The sequence below is a fragment of the Pseudomonas nitroreducens genome, assembly GCF_014204515.1.
GTDB lineage: Bacteria > Pseudomonadota > Gammaproteobacteria > Pseudomonadales > Pseudomonadaceae > Pseudomonas > Pseudomonas nitritireducens_A.
This window is the reverse complement of the sequence record NZ_JACHLI010000006.1, coordinates 43,805-59,876: the sequence shown is the minus strand read 5'-3', so window position 1 is coordinate 59,876 and position 16,072 is coordinate 43,805. Positions and strand designations below refer to the sequence as shown.

Genomic DNA, 16,072 nt, shown 5'->3' with positions numbered 1-16,072 from the left:
CTCAGGCGGTCTTGCGCAGTTGCGGGCGGGCGAACAGCGGTGCGGCGCGTTCGGCGGCGAGCTGGATGCGCGCCTTCAGGGTGTCGCTGGTGATCTGGTAGTTGGCGAAATCGGCTTCGCTGGCGTACACGCCGATGGGCAGCGTGATCGACTGGAAGAAGCTGAACAGCGGGCGCAGCTGGTGGTCGAGGACCAGCGCGTGGCGCTCGCTGCCGCCGGTGGCGGCGAGCAGCACCGGGGTGTCGATCAGGGCGTTCATGTCCACCAGGTCGAACAGGTGCTTGAGCAGGCCCGGATAGGAGCCGCGGTAGACCGGCGAGGCAACCACCAGCAGGTCGGCGGTCTCGATCTCGCGCAGAGTGGCTTCCAGCTCGGCGGAGAGTTCCTGGCGTGACAGCGCGGCGCCCAGCGGGCGGGCGATGTCGGCCAGTTCGATGATTCGGGCTTCTACCGGAAGCTGTTCGCCGAGGGCGTCGAGCACGGCCTGGGTGAGCACCAGGGTGCGCGAGGGGCGATAGGTGCCGCCGGAAACGGCGACCACTTTGATGGGGCGGGTCATGGGTTTTCCCTGTTGACTGTTGCGCTAGGTACAAAGACCTAGAGCAAGGGCCGTACCAACCCCCGAAAGGGCCGAAACGACAGGGAAATGTACAATTTCAGGTCACTTTGGACCGCTTCGGCGGGCTCGCGTGTCACCCAGGCAACAGCTCTGCTGATCGACTGTTGCCTGGGCAACAGTCGAGGCTCACTGCACAGCCAGCTCACGCACGCCGTGGGAGATATCCAGGTCTTCCAGCTCGGCGACGTACTCGTCCTTGCTGAGCAGGCCGACGCAGGCTGTCGCGCCGCGCTGGCGCAGCTGCCCGGCGGCCAGTTTGCGCGCCAGCGCCACGGCGGCCATGCAGGGAATGTTCGGGCCGTGGTCCTGATGCGCGAGGATTTCCCAGCACAGCACCAGCGGCTTGCCGTCAGCGTCCACGCCCTGCAGCCGGACGAACATGCCGCTGCGGCCATCGCCCAGCGGCTCCATGGCCACCGCCAGACGATGCAGGCCGGTTCCTAGGCGCGCGGCATCCTTGATCAGGCCGGCGCGTACCAGCCAGGACAAGCCCCAGGTACCGAACTGGGTGAGGCCCAGGCCGAGGCCTGCCGAGAAGCGCACGTCCTGCACGCCGGGGTAGCGCTGCGGGAACAGTTCCAGGTCCGGCACGTCGCAGTGGGCCAGCCAGCGCCGTCCCAGGGGCGCAGGGAAGCGATGACGGTTCAGCCCCTGCCAGCCATGCACGTCCTGCCAGCGGCCCTGGCGCCACTGGCGCAGGGGTTTGCCGCAATAGCCCAGCACGGCGGACACCGTGGCCTGGCCGGGAATCTTCGCCGAGGAACTGATGCCGTGGTGGATGCTGTCCAGGCGCTGGAAGCGCGGCAGCAACTCGTCGATCACCGAGGCGGCCAGCGCCGGCACCGAGCTGGCACCGCTGCAGACCAGTACGCCGGCACTGCGCGCAGCGCGATCGAGCTCCTGGATACCGCAGACGAACTGGCGGGCATCGGCCAGGTCGACGTAGTGCGCGCGGGCGCCGATGGCGGCGCGGGCGACGCGGTAGTCCTGGCCCTGGAACGGGCCGGCGGTGGAAATCAGCATGTCCACCTTGAGTTCGTTGAGGCGGCCGGCCAGGGTCGGCTGGTTCATGTCCAGGCACACCGCCTCGCCGCCCACCTCCGCGGCCAGTTGATTGGCACGGCGCTGGTCGCGCCCGCCCACCAGCACACGGATGCCCTCGATGCCGCTCAGGCGGCGGACGATCAGGCTACCGAAGTTGCCGTAGCCGCCCAGCACCAGCACGCGAAATTTACTGTCCATTGCCACTGACTCTGTTGCTCCCTGACTGCTGCTGGCCGCGCCAGCTTCCTCATCCCGGTTTTGCCCCGCCGTGGCGGGGCAGATTGTCCTCCAGTGGCCACCAGCCGGCCCCGGATTCGACGTAGTAATGTGCTTCGAGCTTTGTCCGCACGGGCTCGTCCAGGGTTCCCGCGCGCACCCGCAATACTTCCGGCAGCGCCTCGCGGGCGCTGTAGATCGGCGAGCCGCAGGTACGGCAGAACACCCGCTGCTTATCCGGCGTGGCGCGGTACTCCGCCAGCTGCGACTCGCCGCTGAGCAGGCGGAACGCCGCGCGCTCCACCGGGACATTGGTGGCGAATGGGCCACCCTGGGCCTTGCGGCACTGGCTGCAATGGCAGACCTGGATCGCCGCCAGCTCGCCGCTGATCTCGTAGCGCACCGCACCGCACAGACAGCCGCCGGTATGCATGGCACCACTCCCCGCTCAGTTCACGAAGCGAAGGAGTCTAGAACAGGCTCGGTTATCAGCACCACCGTGCCGAGTAGTGGTTGTTCAGCTTTCGCGGCGCCCGCCTCAACGCATACGGCTATTGGCGGACGTCTGTACCAGCGCTCTCGCAGGGCGCATAACCCGGAACGGGTTGTCCGCCAAAGCGGCGGATAACGCCTCAGGCGTCATTCGCCCTACGCAGTCGGCTGGTCTTCATCGCCCCAACCCAGCGGATAGAGCAGCTCTTCCTTGTAGCCGGCCCACACCCGCACCGCCGCCGGGAAGCTTGCGTCCAGCTCGGCTTCGCCGCTGTCCACCAGCAGCGGCCGGCCTTCGAGGGTGGCGAGCTTGCGCTTGGTAGCGATCACCCGCAGCCGCTCGATGCCGATGGCGCGCAGCACGCGCGGGCTGATCTGCTGGTTGCCGCGCCCGAGGATGTGCCCCTGCCCGCCAATGGCGGTCACCAGCAGGAAGGCCGGGTGGCCAGCCACCAGTTCGAACAGCTGCGCCTCGGTGACGTCGCGGCCGATCACTGCGCCGTTCTCGATCACATCCACGCCCAGCAGCGTGGTCTCCAGGTGCAGGTCGGCGGCCAGCCCGTGCAGCGTCGAGCCGGGGCCGAAGACATAGCGCACGCCCTCCTCCCAGCTGTCTTCCAGCCAGGCGGCGAGATCGGCCAGCACCAGTTCTTCGGTCTCCATGCCGGCCTGCTTCACGTGCTGCATGAAGTGGCCTTCCTCGGGCACCGTCAGTTCGGCGTACCAGCGCGCAGCGACACGCCCTTCGCGCAAGGCGGCTTCGTCGAGGTCACGCACTTCGCCCTGGGTCAGGCGCACCAGCCCGCCGTCCACCAGGCGCCGCGCCAGTTCCCCGGCGGCCCGCGGGCTGATGGTGTAGACGCCGGAATGGATCTTCACTCCGGCGGGAATGCCCAGCACCGGCTGGCCTTCGCGAGCCACCTCGGCCACATCGCGCGCGGTGCCGTCGCCGCCGGCGAAGAGAATCAGCGCCACGCCGGCCTCCTGCAGTGCCTGCACGGCGTGACGGGTATCCGCCGCGCTGCTGCACTCCTGCTCCAGCGTGCCGACCAGGCGATGGGTGAAGCCCATGTCCACCAGCAGCTCGGCACCCATGGCACCGGGAAAGGTGAGGAACTCCAGGCGCTCGCGCACCGGCAGCAGGTGCTCCAGGGCCACCCGCGTGCGCTCCGCCGCCCGCGGTACGGCGCCGCGCGCCAGGGCCAGCCCGGCTACGCCATCGCTGCCCTTGAGCGCACTGGGGCCGCCGATACCGGCCAGCGGATTGATGATCAGCCCCAGACGAATCCTGTCCATACTCAACCTCGAGGGAAACTTCTTCGAACCACCGGTGCAACGCCGGGTCGGACCAGGGAAGCGGCAACTCCACGACACTGTCTTCAGAAAACTATAACGACAAGCAGACGACCGGGGACCTCGCGATTGGCATGCAATCTGCGAGATGGCTGGTCGTCCGTCTTCGGTGACGATTCTCCGACGCTGCCGGCGGCAGCTTCTGTCACCGGGGTTTCATCTGATCTGCCTAGACTGCAACGAACCTGATGTAGAGGAGATTGGCCATGAGCCTGCAAAGCCACCGTGAATCCGCACCCCGCCCCGCGCCATCCGCAACAGCCGGTCGGCGGCTCGATCATCGATGCCCAGGGCCGTGAAGTCCCGATCACCGAGGACATGATCCAGCGCGCCTGCCAGGAGCTGGACAAGACCTGCGAACCACCGCGTCGCTGATAGCCGGACGCTACTCCCCGACCCGGTTGGCGCCCAGCGCGGTGAGCAGGCTTTCCAGGCGCGGTGAATCGCCCTGGATGTCCACCCACAGCCCGGTGATCTCCCGACGCGGCGGGTAGTGCTTGCGCAACGCGTCGAAGGCTGCCCGCCGGGCATGGGTGTCACCCACCAGGCTGCGGCGGAAGTCGGCGTCATCGCTGCGTGGGTCGTACACGGCGCGGCAGAGCATCGCCAGCGCCCAGTCCGGATCGCATTCTTCCGTAAGATTCAGTTCGGCCAGCCATTGCGCCGGCAGCAGATCGTCGAGGGCCACTGTGGGCTCGCACTGCTGCCAGACGCAGAAGGCCTCGTAGATCTGCGCCGTGCCACGCAGCTTGCCGTCCAGGCTGTAGCCGGCGATGTGCGGGGTGGCGATGCGGCAGAGCTGCGCCAGTTGCACGTTGACTTCCGGCTCGCCTTCCCAGACGTCCAACGCCACGTCGATGTCCGCGCCGGATTCCAGGTGGATGCGCAGCGCGGTGTTGTCGACCACGCCGCCACGGCTGGCGTTGATCAGCCAGGTGCCGGGGCGCAGTGTTTGCAAACGCTGCGCGTCGATCAGGTGGCGCGTCGGGTGATCGCCGTCGCGGGTCAGCGGTGTGTGCAGGCTGATCACGTCGCACTCGCGCAGCACTTCTTCCAGGCTGCAGAAGTCGCCACCTTCGGCGGCAGCCCGTGGCGGGTCGCAGACGCGTACGTCCCAACCCAGGCCACGCAGCACGTCCACCAGACGCCCACCGACCTGGCCCGCGCCGATCACGCCGTAGCGTCGTTCGGAGAGCCTGGCGCCGTGCACCTCGGCCAGCGCCAGCAGGCTGCCCAGCACCCAGTCCACCACGCCACGGGCGTTGCAGCCCGGCGCGCTGGACCAGGCGATGCCGGCTTCGGCGAAGTAGTCCAGGTCCAGGTGGTCGGTGCCGATGGTGCAGGTGCCGACGAACTTCACCTGGCTGCCGGCGAGCAGCTCGCGACTGACGTCGGTGACCGAGCGCACCAGCAGCACTTCGGCGTCGCCCAGCGCAGCGCGGTCGATGCCGCGGCCGGGCAGGCGGCGGATATCGCCATGGGCGCCGAAGAAGGCTTCGACCAGGGGAATGTTCTCATCGGCAAGGATACGCATGGGCTGACTCCAGAAATCGGCTGCGGGTACTTTACCAGCGAGTCGCTGCGCGCAGGCATGAACATCCACAACGCTCCTACAACGGAACTCCGGTGCTAGGGAAATACCCTCTCCCCCCGCCCTCTCCCTGAAGGGAGAGGGAGCCGAATGTGCCGGCTGATGACACGGCGTCATCCTGCACCGAACTAGTCCCCTCTCCCTTCAGGGAGAGGGTTAGGGAGAGGGAAACCCAGGTCCAGAATTCAGGAACAAAGACAGTTGCTCCTACAAGTGAGACACGGTGTTTTTCCCGCGGCATTGGTTAGGAACATAGGGCGCATAACCTGGGACAGGTTATCCGCCGTCTGCCCCTCACGGCGGATAACGCTGGCGCGTTATTCGCCCTACTATGCATCGCCCCGCAGCCCTGCGTGCGGTCCCGTGCGGCGCAGGCGAGGCTTCCTGACTGGCCCGTCAACCCTTAAACTGGCCGGCTTCCCGCTCAATTCTTCTGCCAAGGAAAGCCGTGACCAGCCTCGCCCAGCCCGTCTCCCGTGGACGGCGTACCGCCACCGAACTCAAGGAACTGCTGACCCTGGCAGCGCCGATCATGATTGCCCAGCTGGCGACCACCGCCATGGGCTTCGTCGATGCGGTGATGGCCGGCAGCGTGGGTCCGCGCGACCTGGCTGCAGTGGCGCTGGGCAACTCGATCTGGATTCCGATCTTCCTGCTGATGACCGGCACCCTGCTCGCCACCACCGCCAAGGTGGCCCAGCGCTATGGCGCGGGCGACCAGGCCGGCACCGGTCCGCTGGTGCGCCAGGCACTGTGGCTGGCGTTGCTGGTCGGCCCGCTGGCGGGGGCGACGCTGTGGTTGCTCTCCGAACCCGTACTGCGGGCGATGAAGGTCGAGGAAGCACTGATCGAACCCAGCTGCTTCTACCTGCGCGGCATTGCCTGCGGCCTGCCGGCGGTAGCGCTGTATCACGTGCTGCGCTGCTTCAGCGACGGCCTGGGCCGCACCCGGCCGAGCATGGTGCTGGGCATCTGCGGGCTGCTGCTGAACATCCCGATCAACTACATGCTGATCTATGGCCACTTCGGCTTCCCGGCCCTGGGCGGTCCCGGCTGCGGCTGGGCCACCGGCTCGGTGATGTGGTTCATGCTGCTGGGCATGCTGGCCTGGGTGAACATCGCCAAGGTCTACCAGCCCAGCCAGCTGTTCGCCCACTGGGAACTGCCGAACCTCAAGGTCATCGGCAGCCTGGTCGCCGTCGGCCTGCCCATCGGCATCGCGGTGTTCGCCGAATCCAGCATCTTCTCGGTGATCGCCCTGCTGATCGGCGAACTGGGCGAGAAGGTGGTGGCCGGCCACCAGGTGGCGCTGAACTTCAGCGCGCTGGTGTTCATGATCCCCTACTCGCTGGCCATGGCCGTGACCGTGCGCGTGGGCCAGTCGCTGGGCGCCGGCGCGCCGCGTGATGCGCGCTTCGCGGCGGGTGTGGGCATGGGTGCGGCACTGGCTTACGCGTGCATTTCCGCCAGCGGCATGCTGCTGATGCGCGAGCACATCGCCGGGCTCTATACGCAGGACCCGGAAGTGCTGGCCCTGGCCGCCACGCTGCTGGTGTTCTCGGCGCTGTTCCAGTTCTCCGACGCCGTGCAGGTCACCGCCGCCGGCGCGCTGCGCGGTTATCAGGACACTCGCGCGACCATGATCATGACCCTGTTCGCCTACTGGGGCATCGGCCTGCCGGTGGGCTACAGCCTCGGCCTCACCCACTGGCTGCAGGAACCCACCGGCCCGCGCGGCCTGTGGGAGGGCCTGATCGTCGGCCTGACCTGTGCGGCGATCATGCTGTGCATCCGCCTGTCGCGCAGCGCCAGGCGGCAGATCGTGCTGAACGAGATGCGCACGGCTGGCTGACGACCCGCGACGCAAAAAAGCCGCCCGAGGGCGGCTTTTTCATTGAGGAATCTCAGCGGAAAATCACCACGTAGGATGGCGTGGAGCGCAGCGCTACCCATCGATCCATCGCACGGACTGCTGGGTATCGCTTCGCTCCACCCATCCTACTTTGCGCAACCCCGAACATCCTGTAGGAGCGAGCTTGCTCGCGAACCGCTTGATGCGGGTGCCTGCGGGAACTCCGTTCGCGAGCAAGCTCGCTCGTGCAACAACGAAAAAGCCGCCCGAGGGCGGCTTTTCGATCAAGGCTGCGAGTGTCAGTCGGTCACCAGAGCCGGCTTCGGCCGGCTGCTCAGCGTGGTGCCCACCGAGGCAACGATGATGGCGCCGATGGCGATCCACTGGTGCGAAGTCAGTTGCTCACCCAGGAAGAACAGGCCGGACAACGCACCGAACGCCGGCTCGATGCTCATCAGCGTACCGAACGTACGCGCCGGCAGGCGGGTCAGGGCGATCATCTCCAGGGTGTAGGGCAAGGCGCTGGAAAGGATCGCCACGCCCAGCAGCGCCGGGAACAGGCTGATATCCAGCAGCGCCATGCCACTGTGGGCGATGCCGATGGGCGCCATGCACACGGCCGCGATGGTGATGCCCAGCGCCGCGCCCTGGGCGCCCAGGTCATTGCCCGCGCGCTGGCCGAAGATGATGTAAAGCCCCCAGCAGACACCGGCGCCCAGCGCCAGGGCGGCGCCCTTGGGATCGATGCCGGCGCCGAAGTCGGCGATCGGCAGCAGCAGGCCCAGGCCAACCACGGCCAGGGCGATCCACAGGAAGTCCAGCGGCTTGCGCGAATAGAACAGCGCCACGGCCAGCGGCCCGGTGAACTCCAGCGCTACGGCGACGCCCAGCGGAATGGTCTGCAGGGCCATGTAGAACATCAGGTTCATCAGCCCCAGGTTCAGGCCGTAGATGAACAGCGGCTTGAGCGCCTTGCCCTGCAGCGAGGTGCGCCACGGCCGCAGGATGGCCAGCAGGATGATCGCGGCGAAGATCAGCCGCATGCTGGTCACACCTTCGGCGCCGAGTACCGGGAACAGGCTCTTGGCCACGGACGCGCCGGTCTGGATCGAGGCCATCGAGACGATCAGGATGGCGATGGGGAAAACGGTAGCGAGAAAGCGGGAGCGAGGCATGATGCGGACCTGAACAGGCGTTGCAACGGTAGGGAAATCTTGGTTGACTGTTATGCGCAACATAATGCGCAAAAAGGCCAGAATGAGCAATATACTGCCCACTCCTTCCGAACGTCCCAGCGTGCTGGTGCACGTCGCCGATAACGTGAAGACCCACCGCCGCAGCGCCGGCTTCAGCCAGGACGCCCTGGCCAAGGCCTCCGGGGTCAGCCGGCGGATGCTGGTCGGCATCGAGAGCGGCGACACCAACGTCAGCCTCGCCACCCTCGACCGCATCGCCGCCGCCCTGAAAGTCACCTTCGCCGACCTGGTGCGCCCGCCCTCCACCGGCGGCCTGACCCGCGTCGACGCCGTTGCCTGGGGTGGCCAGCAGGCCGACAGCCGCGGCACCCTCCTCGCCAGCACCCCCGCCGCGCGCCAGGCTGAACTCTGGCACTGGGCCCTCGCCCCCGGCGACAGCTACAACGCCGAACCCGACGCCGAGGGCTGGTACGACATGGCCTATGTGATCGAAGGCCGCCTGACCATCGTCCTCGCCGAGGAAACGCTGGAGGTCGCCGCCGGCGGGTTCCATGTGTTCAAGAGTAACCAGCCGTTTTCCTATCAGAACCACGGGGATGTGCTGGTGCGGTTCGTGCGCAACGTGGTGAATTGAGGTTCGCTGGCGTGTGCGCCTGTCGGCGCTGATCGCGGACGAAGTCCACTCCTCCGCGGGCAGGAAGCAACCGTTCCTCCTGGTGAGCGCCGGTTCATCCACATAGATTTCGCGGACAAGGTCCGCTCCTACGAAAGCAGTGCCCAAGCAGCCCTTTTCCTTGATCTGTCTCTTAGGGGCTTCCAGAGAAATATCCGCACGCGCCGGAGTGCCCCTTTCAGGAGGCCGAAGGTGATCGGAGTTCCAGGGGTCGAGCGACATGGATGTCGCGAGAGCGTTGTCGGGCCAGGGATGGCCCGTCAACGCGGGCCCCTGGAACTCCGAGGAACCGAGGGTACTTTTCGCGAAGCGAAAAGCCGGATGGCAGGGGCGAAGACCTTTGCCTACTTTGGGTGGGGCGGCCATCCGTATTTTCCAAAGTAGGTCGCCCGAGGGGGCGAAACACAGAGTTTTCGAACACGCCGAAGCGGCGCAATACTCCCATAAAAAAGGCCCGCACATAGCGGGCCTTTAAAACTCACGCCGAAGCTCAACTACCCTGCGGCATCTCCCCCCGCGCCAACCGCGCATTGATATCGGCAATCACCCCCGGCAGCTCAACGATGGTGTCGATCAGGTAATGCGGCCGCGCGCCCTCGAACATCTGCCCGATACGGCGGCGCTCCTGTTCCAGCTTATCCGCCGGCAGCGCCTTGTACTGCTCGTAGGTGAGCCCCAGGGCATTGCCCGAGCAGGTCAGCGCCACGGTCCACATGCCCGCACTGCGACCCTCGAGAATGCCTGGCCAGGTGTCGTCGACCTTGACACAGGCCGCCACGTCGTTGATGCCCAGGGCAATCACGTTGGCCAGCGCCTGCGCCGGGTGCGGACGGCCGTTGGGGACTTCATCGGTGGCGACCACATGGTCGGCGACGTAGCCATTGGTCCTGGCCAGGGCCACGACCTTCTCCATCACCACCGCCGGGTAGCCGGAGCAGGAGCCGATCTTCAGCCCGCCCTTGCGCAGGGTGGCGATGGTGTCCAGCGCGCCAGGGATCAGCGCCGAGTGCTCGGCGATCTTCTCGATCTGCAGCGGCATGAAGCGCTCGTAGATCGCAGTGACGTCATCGTCGCTCGGTACGCGGCCGAACTTGGCCTGGTAGCGCTCGGCGATGGCCGGGATATCGCAGAGGGTGCGGATGTGATCCCACTTGCCCATACCCATCGGGCCGCGGGCTTCTTCCAGGCTGACCTGGACGCCGAACTCGGCGAAGGCTTCGACGAAGATCTGGGTCGGCGCGAAGGAGCCGAAGTCGACCACGGTACCGGCCCAGTCGAGGATGACAGCTTGCAGTTGCTTGGGTTGTGCGTAATTCATGGCGTTCAATCCTGTGTGAATTCGGGCGGGCGTCAGATTTCGAAGACTTCCATTTCCTTCAGCGTCTCGGCGATGGCCGCGACGGCGGCGCGCATGCCGCTGGCGTCGACCTGGCCGATGCAACCGACGCGGAAGGTTTCCACCTGGGTCAGCTTGCCGGGGTAGAGGATGAAGCCCTTCTCGCGCACCCGGTTGTAGAACTCGGTGAAGCTGTAGCGGGCGTCGCTCGGGGCATGGAAGGTGACGATGATCGGCGCCTGGATCTCCGCCGGCAGGAAGCTGCGCAAGCCGAGTTCAGCCATTTCTGCCAGCAGAGTCTGACAGTTGTTTGCGTAACGCTGATGACGGGCCGCCAGGCCGCCCTCCTCCTCGTATTGCGTCAGCGCCTCGTGCAGCGCCGCCACTACATGGGTCGGTGGGGTGAAGCGCCACTGGCCGGTCTTGGCCATGTAGGCGTGCTGGTCCTGCAGGTCCATGGACAGCGAGTGGCAGTTGCCAGCGCTGGCGTCCAGGGCGGTTGTGCGAGCGAAGACGAAGCCCATGCCCGGTACACCTTCCAGGCACTTGCCGGACGCGGCGATCAGCGCATCGAAGGGAATGCTGCGTGCGTCGATGTCCAGGGCGCCGAAGGAGCTCATGGCATCGATGATCAGGCGCTTGCCGTGGGCCTCGATGACCTTGGCGATGTCGGCCAGCGGATTGAGGATGCCGGTGCTGGTTTCGCAGTGGATCAGTGCCACGTGGGTGACGCTGGGGTCCGCGCTGAGCAGGCGGTCGACGTCGGCGGCGGTGGTCGGCACGTCTTCTTCGGTTTCGAAGGTGCTGAACTCGCGGCCGATCACCTGGCAGATCTTCGCCAGGCGCTTGCCGTAGGCACCGTTGATCAGCACCAGCACCTTGCCATCGCGGGGCACCAGGGTGCCGATGGCGGCTTCGACGGAGAAGGTGCCGCTGCCCTGCAGCGGTACGCAGGTGTGGGTCGCTTCACCGCGGATGATCGCCAGCAGGCGCTTGCAGACATCGGCGGTCAGGTCGTTGAAGTCGCGGTCCCACGAGCCCCAGTCGACCATCATGGCGCGACGGGTACGTGGGGAAGTGGTCAGCGGACCGGGAGTCAGCAGGATGGGGGCTCGCTCGGCAGTGCTCATGCTCGATTCCTCTTGTCTTGGGAACGTCGTCAAAGCTGAATTCGGTGTGGGCCGGCGGGTTCGCGGCGGCCTGGGCATAACTTGCCGGCCGAGCAGATATCGTTCAAATTGTTTATCACGATGCACTGCATAAGCCGGACATATACCTCATGAACCTCTTCCAGCTCCGCGCCTTCGACGCCGTCGCCCGCGAACGCAGCTTCACCCGCGCCGCCGAGCGCCTGTTCATCAGCCAGCCGGCGGTGACCGGGCACGTGAAGGCGCTGGAGGAGCACTACCAGGTCAATCTGTTCCGCCGCACCGCGCGGGGCGTGGAACTGACAGAAGATGGCGTACGCCTGTCGGCGATAAGCCGCACGTTGTTCGCCCTGGAGGAAGAAGCCGAGGCCATGCTCGATGCCAGCCGTGAACTGGTCACCGGGCGCATCGAAGTGGCCGCCGACGGCCCGCACCTGGTGATGCCGATGTTGGCCCGGCTGCGTGTGCGCTACCCCGGCATCACCGTCAACCTGCGCCTGGGCAACGCCCAGGAAACCCTCGCCGCGCTACTGGACGAGCACGTGGATATAGCCGTGCTGACCGAGGTGGAGCCGCGTGCAGGGCTGTTCCTGCGCGAGTTGGTGGAGTCGCGCATCTGCGCCCTGGTGCCGGCGAGCCATGCCTGGGCTTCGCACGTTGGCGAGCTGCCACTGGGCGAGCTGAACCAGCAGATCATGGTGCTGCGCGAGCCCGACTCCATTACCCGCCGCACTTTCGATGCGGCCTGCACGGCGCAATCGGTGGAACCCCGCGTGCTGCTGGAGCTGGACAGCCGTGAAGCAGTCACCGAGGCGGTGGCGGCGGAACTGGGGATCGGCATCGTGTCGTCGCTGGAAGTCAGCCCTGACCCGCGGGTGAAGGCGATTCCCTTGAGCGGTGACGGCCTGCTCAACCGCCATGCCATCGGCTGCCTGGAACGGCGCCGGGGGTTGCGGGTGGTGAGTGCGTTTCTGGAGTTGGCGGAGGCTTAGCCCTCCGTTCGCTGTTGCGATGAAGCCTGTCTGCAGGAGCAAGCGCGGCTAGCAAACACAGCATCACCCGCCAGTGCCGCGATGCCGACCCAGCACATGCCGTGACAACAGCTGCGCGCCATAGCCAATCGCGGACGGAGTCCGCTCCTACGTTTTTGTTCGGTGCGATGGGTGGGTTTTGCGTAGGAGCGGACTCTGTCCGCGATTGTTTTCAGGCTGCTCTGCAGCACACATGGGATCGCGAGCAAGCTTGCGAACAGCCGCTACTCCGCCGGCAGATCCTCTTTCACCAGATCAAGAAAGGTCGCCACGATCCGCCGGGTGCTCTGCTCGCGCAGGCACACCAGGGTCTCGCTCATGCGCCAGTGGCAGTCGAGGATCGGCAGTGCATGCACGCGCGCATCCGCGCCCAGCTCGGCGGCCGACACCACGCCCACGCCAATCCCCACCGCCACCGCCTCCAGCGATGCCTCGCGGCCTTCCACTTCGATGGCCGGGCGGATGCGCAGGCCGGCGCGGGCCATCTCCGCTTCGAGCATCTGCCGCGTCACCGAGCCCTGCTCGCGCAATACCAGCGGCATGTCGTCGAGGTCGGCCAGCTCGATGGATTCGCGCCCGGCCCAGGGATGGCTGCGACCGACGAAGGCGACGATGGGATCGCTGCGCAGGGTGAAGGTCAGCAGGCGTTCGTCCTGCACTTCGCGGCCGAGCAAGGCCAGGTCCGCCTGGTAGTCGAACAGCCGTTGCAGGGATTCGTCGGTGTTGCCGGTTTCCAGCTTCACGCGGATGCCCGGATGGCGCTGGCAGAAGCGTGCGATCTGCGGCAGCACGTGCACCGGAGCATCCACCGCCAGGGTCAGGCTGCCGGTCTGCAAGGCGCTGGACTCCTGCAGCAACTCCTGCGCCTCGGCCTCGATCACGAACAGCCTCTGGGTCACCGCCAGCAACCTTTCCCCTAGTTCGGTCAGGCGCACCGAGCGCTTGTTGCGGTGGAACAGCAGCACGCCATAGCGCTCCTCCAGCTTGCGCACCTGGTCGGAAATCGCCGGCTGGGTGAGGAACAGGCGCTCGGCGGCGCGGGTGAAGCTGCCGTGCACGGCAACGGCGTGGAAGGCCTTGAGCTGGGCGTGGGAAACGGACATGGGTGCGCCTCTGCGGGAAGATTCTGACCGTCTTTTCGCCGTCAGGCGGAAAGCGACCACAAGGTCATTCGCGCAGAACACTAGCGTCATGGCCGGTTGTCATACAAGCCCAGCTTATTTTTGAAATCTGATAAATCGATTTCAGTTATTTATTCGGAATTGTTTCCATCCCTCCACCGCCGCTCTTCCACATCCGTGGAGCGGCGGTATGAAACTGCTGCAGCGTTTCTGACCCGCACCGCCAGGACGGTGCGACGTGCTTCGAAAACAAAAATAAAAAAGGCGTTACCCACTGACTGCCGGCACAGCACAACAACAACGAGGTCAGACCATGCTCAACCCTCACGGCATCGCATCGCCGCGCGCTTCCCTCGCCCGCTGGAAATGGCAGATCTTCGCCATCACCTGGCTGGCCTACGCGGCCTTCTACTTCACCCGCAAGGCCTTCTCGGTGGCCAAGCTCGGCATCGCCGAAGACCCGACCTTCCATCTCGACAAGATCGCGATGGCCAACCTCGACGCCATCTACCTCACCGCCTACGCGGTGGGCCAGTTCACCTGGGGCGTCTTCGCCGATCGCTACGGCCCGCGGGTGGTGGTGTTCGGCGGCCTGCTGATCTCCGCCGCCGCCGCGCTGGTGATGGGCAGCTTCGCTACCCTGCCGATCTTCGCCACCTGCATGGTGGTCCAGGGCCTGGCGCAATCCACCGGCTGGTCGGGCCTGTGCAAGAACATCGGCAGCTTCTTCGCCACCCACGAGCGAGGCCGCGTGCTCGGCCTGTGGAGCACCTGCTACGCCTTCGGCGGGCTGGTCGCCTCGCCCTTCGCCGGCTGGTGGGCGTATGAGGTGTTCGGCACCTGGCACGCGGCGTTCTACTCCACCGCCGCCGTGGTCGGCGCCGTCGCCATCCTGTTCCTGCTGCTGCAACGCAACCGCCCGCAGGACGTCGGCCTGCCGCCGGTGGAAGCCGATGTACAGCAACCCGAGGCGGTGAACTACGCCGGCTTCAAGCACGAGGGAGAGAACGGCAAGTCCCTGCGCATCCTCGGCAAGGTGCTGCGCAACCGCACCGTGTTGACCCTGGGGCTGGCTTACTTCCTGCTCAAGCCGGCGCGCTATGCGATCCTGCTGTGGGGCCCGGTGATCGTCTATGAACGCATGCCGGGGCTGGGCAAGGTCGGCGCGGCGATCCTGCCGTCGGCCTTCGAGGTCGCCGGGTTGCTCGGGCCGATCCTCATCGGCTTCGCCTCCGACCGCATCTTCGGCGCCCGGCGCATGCCCGCCTGCGTGATCAGCCTGCTCGGCCTTACCGTGTGCCTGGCGCTGTTCGTCCCGGCCATGCAGACCGGCAGCAGCCTGCTGGTGCTGGCCCTGCTGTTCATGATGGGCCTGACCCTGTACGGACCGGACTCGATGATCAGCGGCGCCGCCGCCGTGGACTTCGGCACCGGCGAAGCAGCCGGCACCGCGGCGGGCTTCGTCAACGGCTGCGGCTCCATCGGCGCGATCCTCGGCGGCCTGCTGCCGGGCTACTTCGACACCTACACGGTGTTCATCGGCTTCACCGTCACCGCGCTGATCGCCGCCGGCATCCTGATTCCGCACTGGAACAGTCGCCCGGAAACCACTCCTCCGGCGAAATCCGGCCGCGACGAACCCGCGCTGAACGCCCGCCCGGTCCGTTCCTGATCCCCCCTTCCCCTCACCGGCCGGCTGAGGGAATGGGCGAGGCGCCCCGCGCGCCTCGCCCTTTTTTCATTGGCGCGCCAGCATGCGGAAACACGGATGGGCTTGTGCCCTGCGTCTCGCCTGAATAATATTGATTATCATTTGAAAAATCCTGCTGGACGCCCTTGTGAGCACTTCCAACCTCGACGCGGTCTTTCTGGCCCAGCGCCTGCCCTTACTGCGCACGCTCGTACGGATGGTGAAGAACCCGAGCATCGCCGAAGACCTGGTGCAGGAAACCTACCTGCGCGTTGCCCGCACCCTGCTCGAACGCCGTATCGATCACCTGGAACCCTTCCTCTTCCAGACCGGCCGCAACCTCGCCCTGGATCACCTGCGCCACCTGCGCATGCAGTCGCGGACCATGCTCGATGACGTGCCCTTCGACGTGGTCCAGGCGGTGCCCGCCCCCGGCTCCAGCGCGGAAGACCAACTGCACGCGGAGAAGCTCTTGGAACGCCTCGGCTCTACCCTCAGCCAGCTCAGCGAACGCCAGCAACGCATCTTCATCCTCAGCCGCCTGCACGGCTGCGGCTATGCGGAGATCGCCGAGCAGCTCGATGTCTCGTCCAGCACGGTGCAGAAGGAACTGAAGCTGATCATGGCGATCTGCATCGGACTGGTCAGTCGCCTGGAGGAATCGGTATGACGGACTACCGTTCGCCGGCGGATTCGACAAGAATACGCGC

General features: G+C 66.3%; 15 protein-coding genes. 6 read left to right on the top strand and 9 right to left on the bottom strand.

Features of this window, described 5'->3' with window-relative positions:
* Nucleotide 1 precedes the first annotated feature (1 nt).
* The 4 genes from msuE to HNP46_RS09885 all read right to left on the bottom strand — a co-directional run bounded on the left by msuE (nt 2) and on the right by HNP46_RS09885 (nt 3,667).
* A complete protein-coding gene (gene msuE, locus HNP46_RS09900; RefSeq protein ID WP_184588292.1) occupies nt 2-559 on the bottom strand; it encodes an FMN reductase in 558 nt (185 codons plus the stop codon).
* Nucleotides 560-745: 186 nt separating this feature from the next.
* On the bottom strand, nt 746-1,861 hold the full coding sequence (locus tag HNP46_RS09895; protein WP_184588290.1) for a saccharopine dehydrogenase family protein: 1,116 nt from the start codon (nt 1,859-1,861) through the stop codon (nt 746-748).
* A gap of 49 nt (nt 1,862-1,910) precedes the next feature.
* Nucleotides 1,911-2,312 (bottom strand): GFA family protein, encoded by a 402-nt coding sequence (locus tag HNP46_RS09890; protein WP_184588288.1) that lies wholly within the window; start codon nt 2,310-2,312, stop codon nt 1,911-1,913.
* A 215-nt stretch (nt 2,313-2,527) separates the two neighbouring features.
* The gene (locus HNP46_RS09885; RefSeq protein WP_184588286.1) at nt 2,528-3,667 is read right to left on the bottom strand and encodes an ATP-NAD kinase family protein; all 1,140 of its coding nucleotides are present in this window, start codon (nt 3,665-3,667) and stop codon (nt 2,528-2,530) included.
* Nucleotides 3,668-3,949: 282 nt separating this feature from the next.
* Here HNP46_RS09885 and HNP46_RS09880 point away from each other — a divergent pair, with 282 nt between their 5' ends.
* The gene (locus HNP46_RS09880; protein ID WP_184588284.1) at nt 3,950-4,099 is read left to right on the top strand and encodes a PA1571 family protein; all 150 of its coding nucleotides are present in this window, start codon (nt 3,950-3,952) and stop codon (nt 4,097-4,099) included.
* Between the two features lie 10 nt (nt 4,100-4,109).
* On the opposite strand, the gene pdxB is transcribed toward HNP46_RS09880, so the two are convergent.
* Nucleotides 4,110-5,258 carry a 4-phosphoerythronate dehydrogenase PdxB gene (pdxB, locus tag HNP46_RS09875; RefSeq protein ID WP_184588282.1) on the bottom strand — a complete coding sequence of 383 codons (1,149 nt, stop codon included), beginning with the start codon at nt 5,256-5,258 and terminating at the stop codon, nt 4,110-4,112.
* Nucleotides 5,259-5,763: 505 nt separating this feature from the next.
* On the opposite strand from pdxB, the gene HNP46_RS09870 reads away from it, so the two are divergent.
* Complete coding sequence (locus HNP46_RS09870) at nt 5,764-7,167, top strand: MATE family efflux transporter (protein ID WP_184588280.1); 1,404 nt, start codon at nt 5,764-5,766, stop codon at nt 7,165-7,167.
* A gap of 299 nt (nt 7,168-7,466) precedes the next feature.
* Here the strand turns inward: HNP46_RS09870 and rhtA are convergent, their stop codons facing one another.
* Nucleotides 7,467-8,342: a threonine/homoserine exporter RhtA gene (rhtA, locus tag HNP46_RS09865; protein ID WP_184588278.1), complete on the bottom strand. Its 876-nt coding sequence runs from the start codon at nt 8,340-8,342 to the stop codon at nt 7,467-7,469.
* Between the two features lie 52 nt (nt 8,343-8,394).
* Between rhtA and HNP46_RS09860 the strand changes: the two genes are divergently transcribed.
* The gene (locus HNP46_RS09860; RefSeq protein ID WP_184588276.1) at nt 8,395-8,997 is read left to right on the top strand and encodes a helix-turn-helix domain-containing protein; all 603 of its coding nucleotides are present in this window, start codon (nt 8,395-8,397) and stop codon (nt 8,995-8,997) included.
* A 529-nt stretch (nt 8,998-9,526) separates the two neighbouring features.
* On the opposite strand, the gene phnX is transcribed toward HNP46_RS09860, so the two are convergent.
* Both phnX and HNP46_RS09850 read right to left on the bottom strand, forming a co-directional pair.
* Entirely contained in the window at nt 9,527-10,354 is an 828-nt protein-coding gene (gene phnX / locus HNP46_RS09855; protein ID WP_184588274.1) for a phosphonoacetaldehyde hydrolase, read from the bottom strand.
* A gap of 32 nt (nt 10,355-10,386) precedes the next feature.
* Entirely contained in the window at nt 10,387-11,502 is a 1,116-nt protein-coding gene (locus HNP46_RS09850) for a 2-aminoethylphosphonate--pyruvate transaminase (protein ID WP_184588272.1), read from the bottom strand.
* Between the two features lie 149 nt (nt 11,503-11,651).
* Between HNP46_RS09850 and HNP46_RS09845 the strand changes: the two genes are divergently transcribed.
* Nucleotides 11,652-12,512 carry a LysR substrate-binding domain-containing protein gene (locus HNP46_RS09845; protein WP_184588270.1) on the top strand — a complete coding sequence of 287 codons (861 nt, stop codon included), beginning with the start codon at nt 11,652-11,654 and terminating at the stop codon, nt 12,510-12,512.
* Between the two features lie 263 nt (nt 12,513-12,775).
* Here HNP46_RS09845 and HNP46_RS09840 read toward each other — a convergent pair whose 3' ends face one another.
* A complete protein-coding gene (locus tag HNP46_RS09840) occupies nt 12,776-13,654 on the bottom strand; it encodes a LysR substrate-binding domain-containing protein (RefSeq protein ID WP_184588268.1) in 879 nt (292 codons plus the stop codon).
* 331 nt (nt 13,655-13,985) lie between these two features.
* Between HNP46_RS09840 and HNP46_RS09835 the strand changes: the two genes are divergently transcribed.
* Nucleotides 13,986-15,344 (top strand): MFS transporter, encoded by a 1,359-nt coding sequence (locus tag HNP46_RS09835; RefSeq protein ID WP_184588266.1) that lies wholly within the window; start codon nt 13,986-13,988, stop codon nt 15,342-15,344.
* Nucleotides 15,345-15,510: 166 nt separating this feature from the next.
* On the top strand, nt 15,511-16,032 hold the full coding sequence (locus HNP46_RS09830; RefSeq protein ID WP_184588264.1) for an RNA polymerase sigma factor: 522 nt from the start codon (nt 15,511-15,513) through the stop codon (nt 16,030-16,032).
* Nucleotides 16,033-16,072 lie beyond the last annotated feature (40 nt).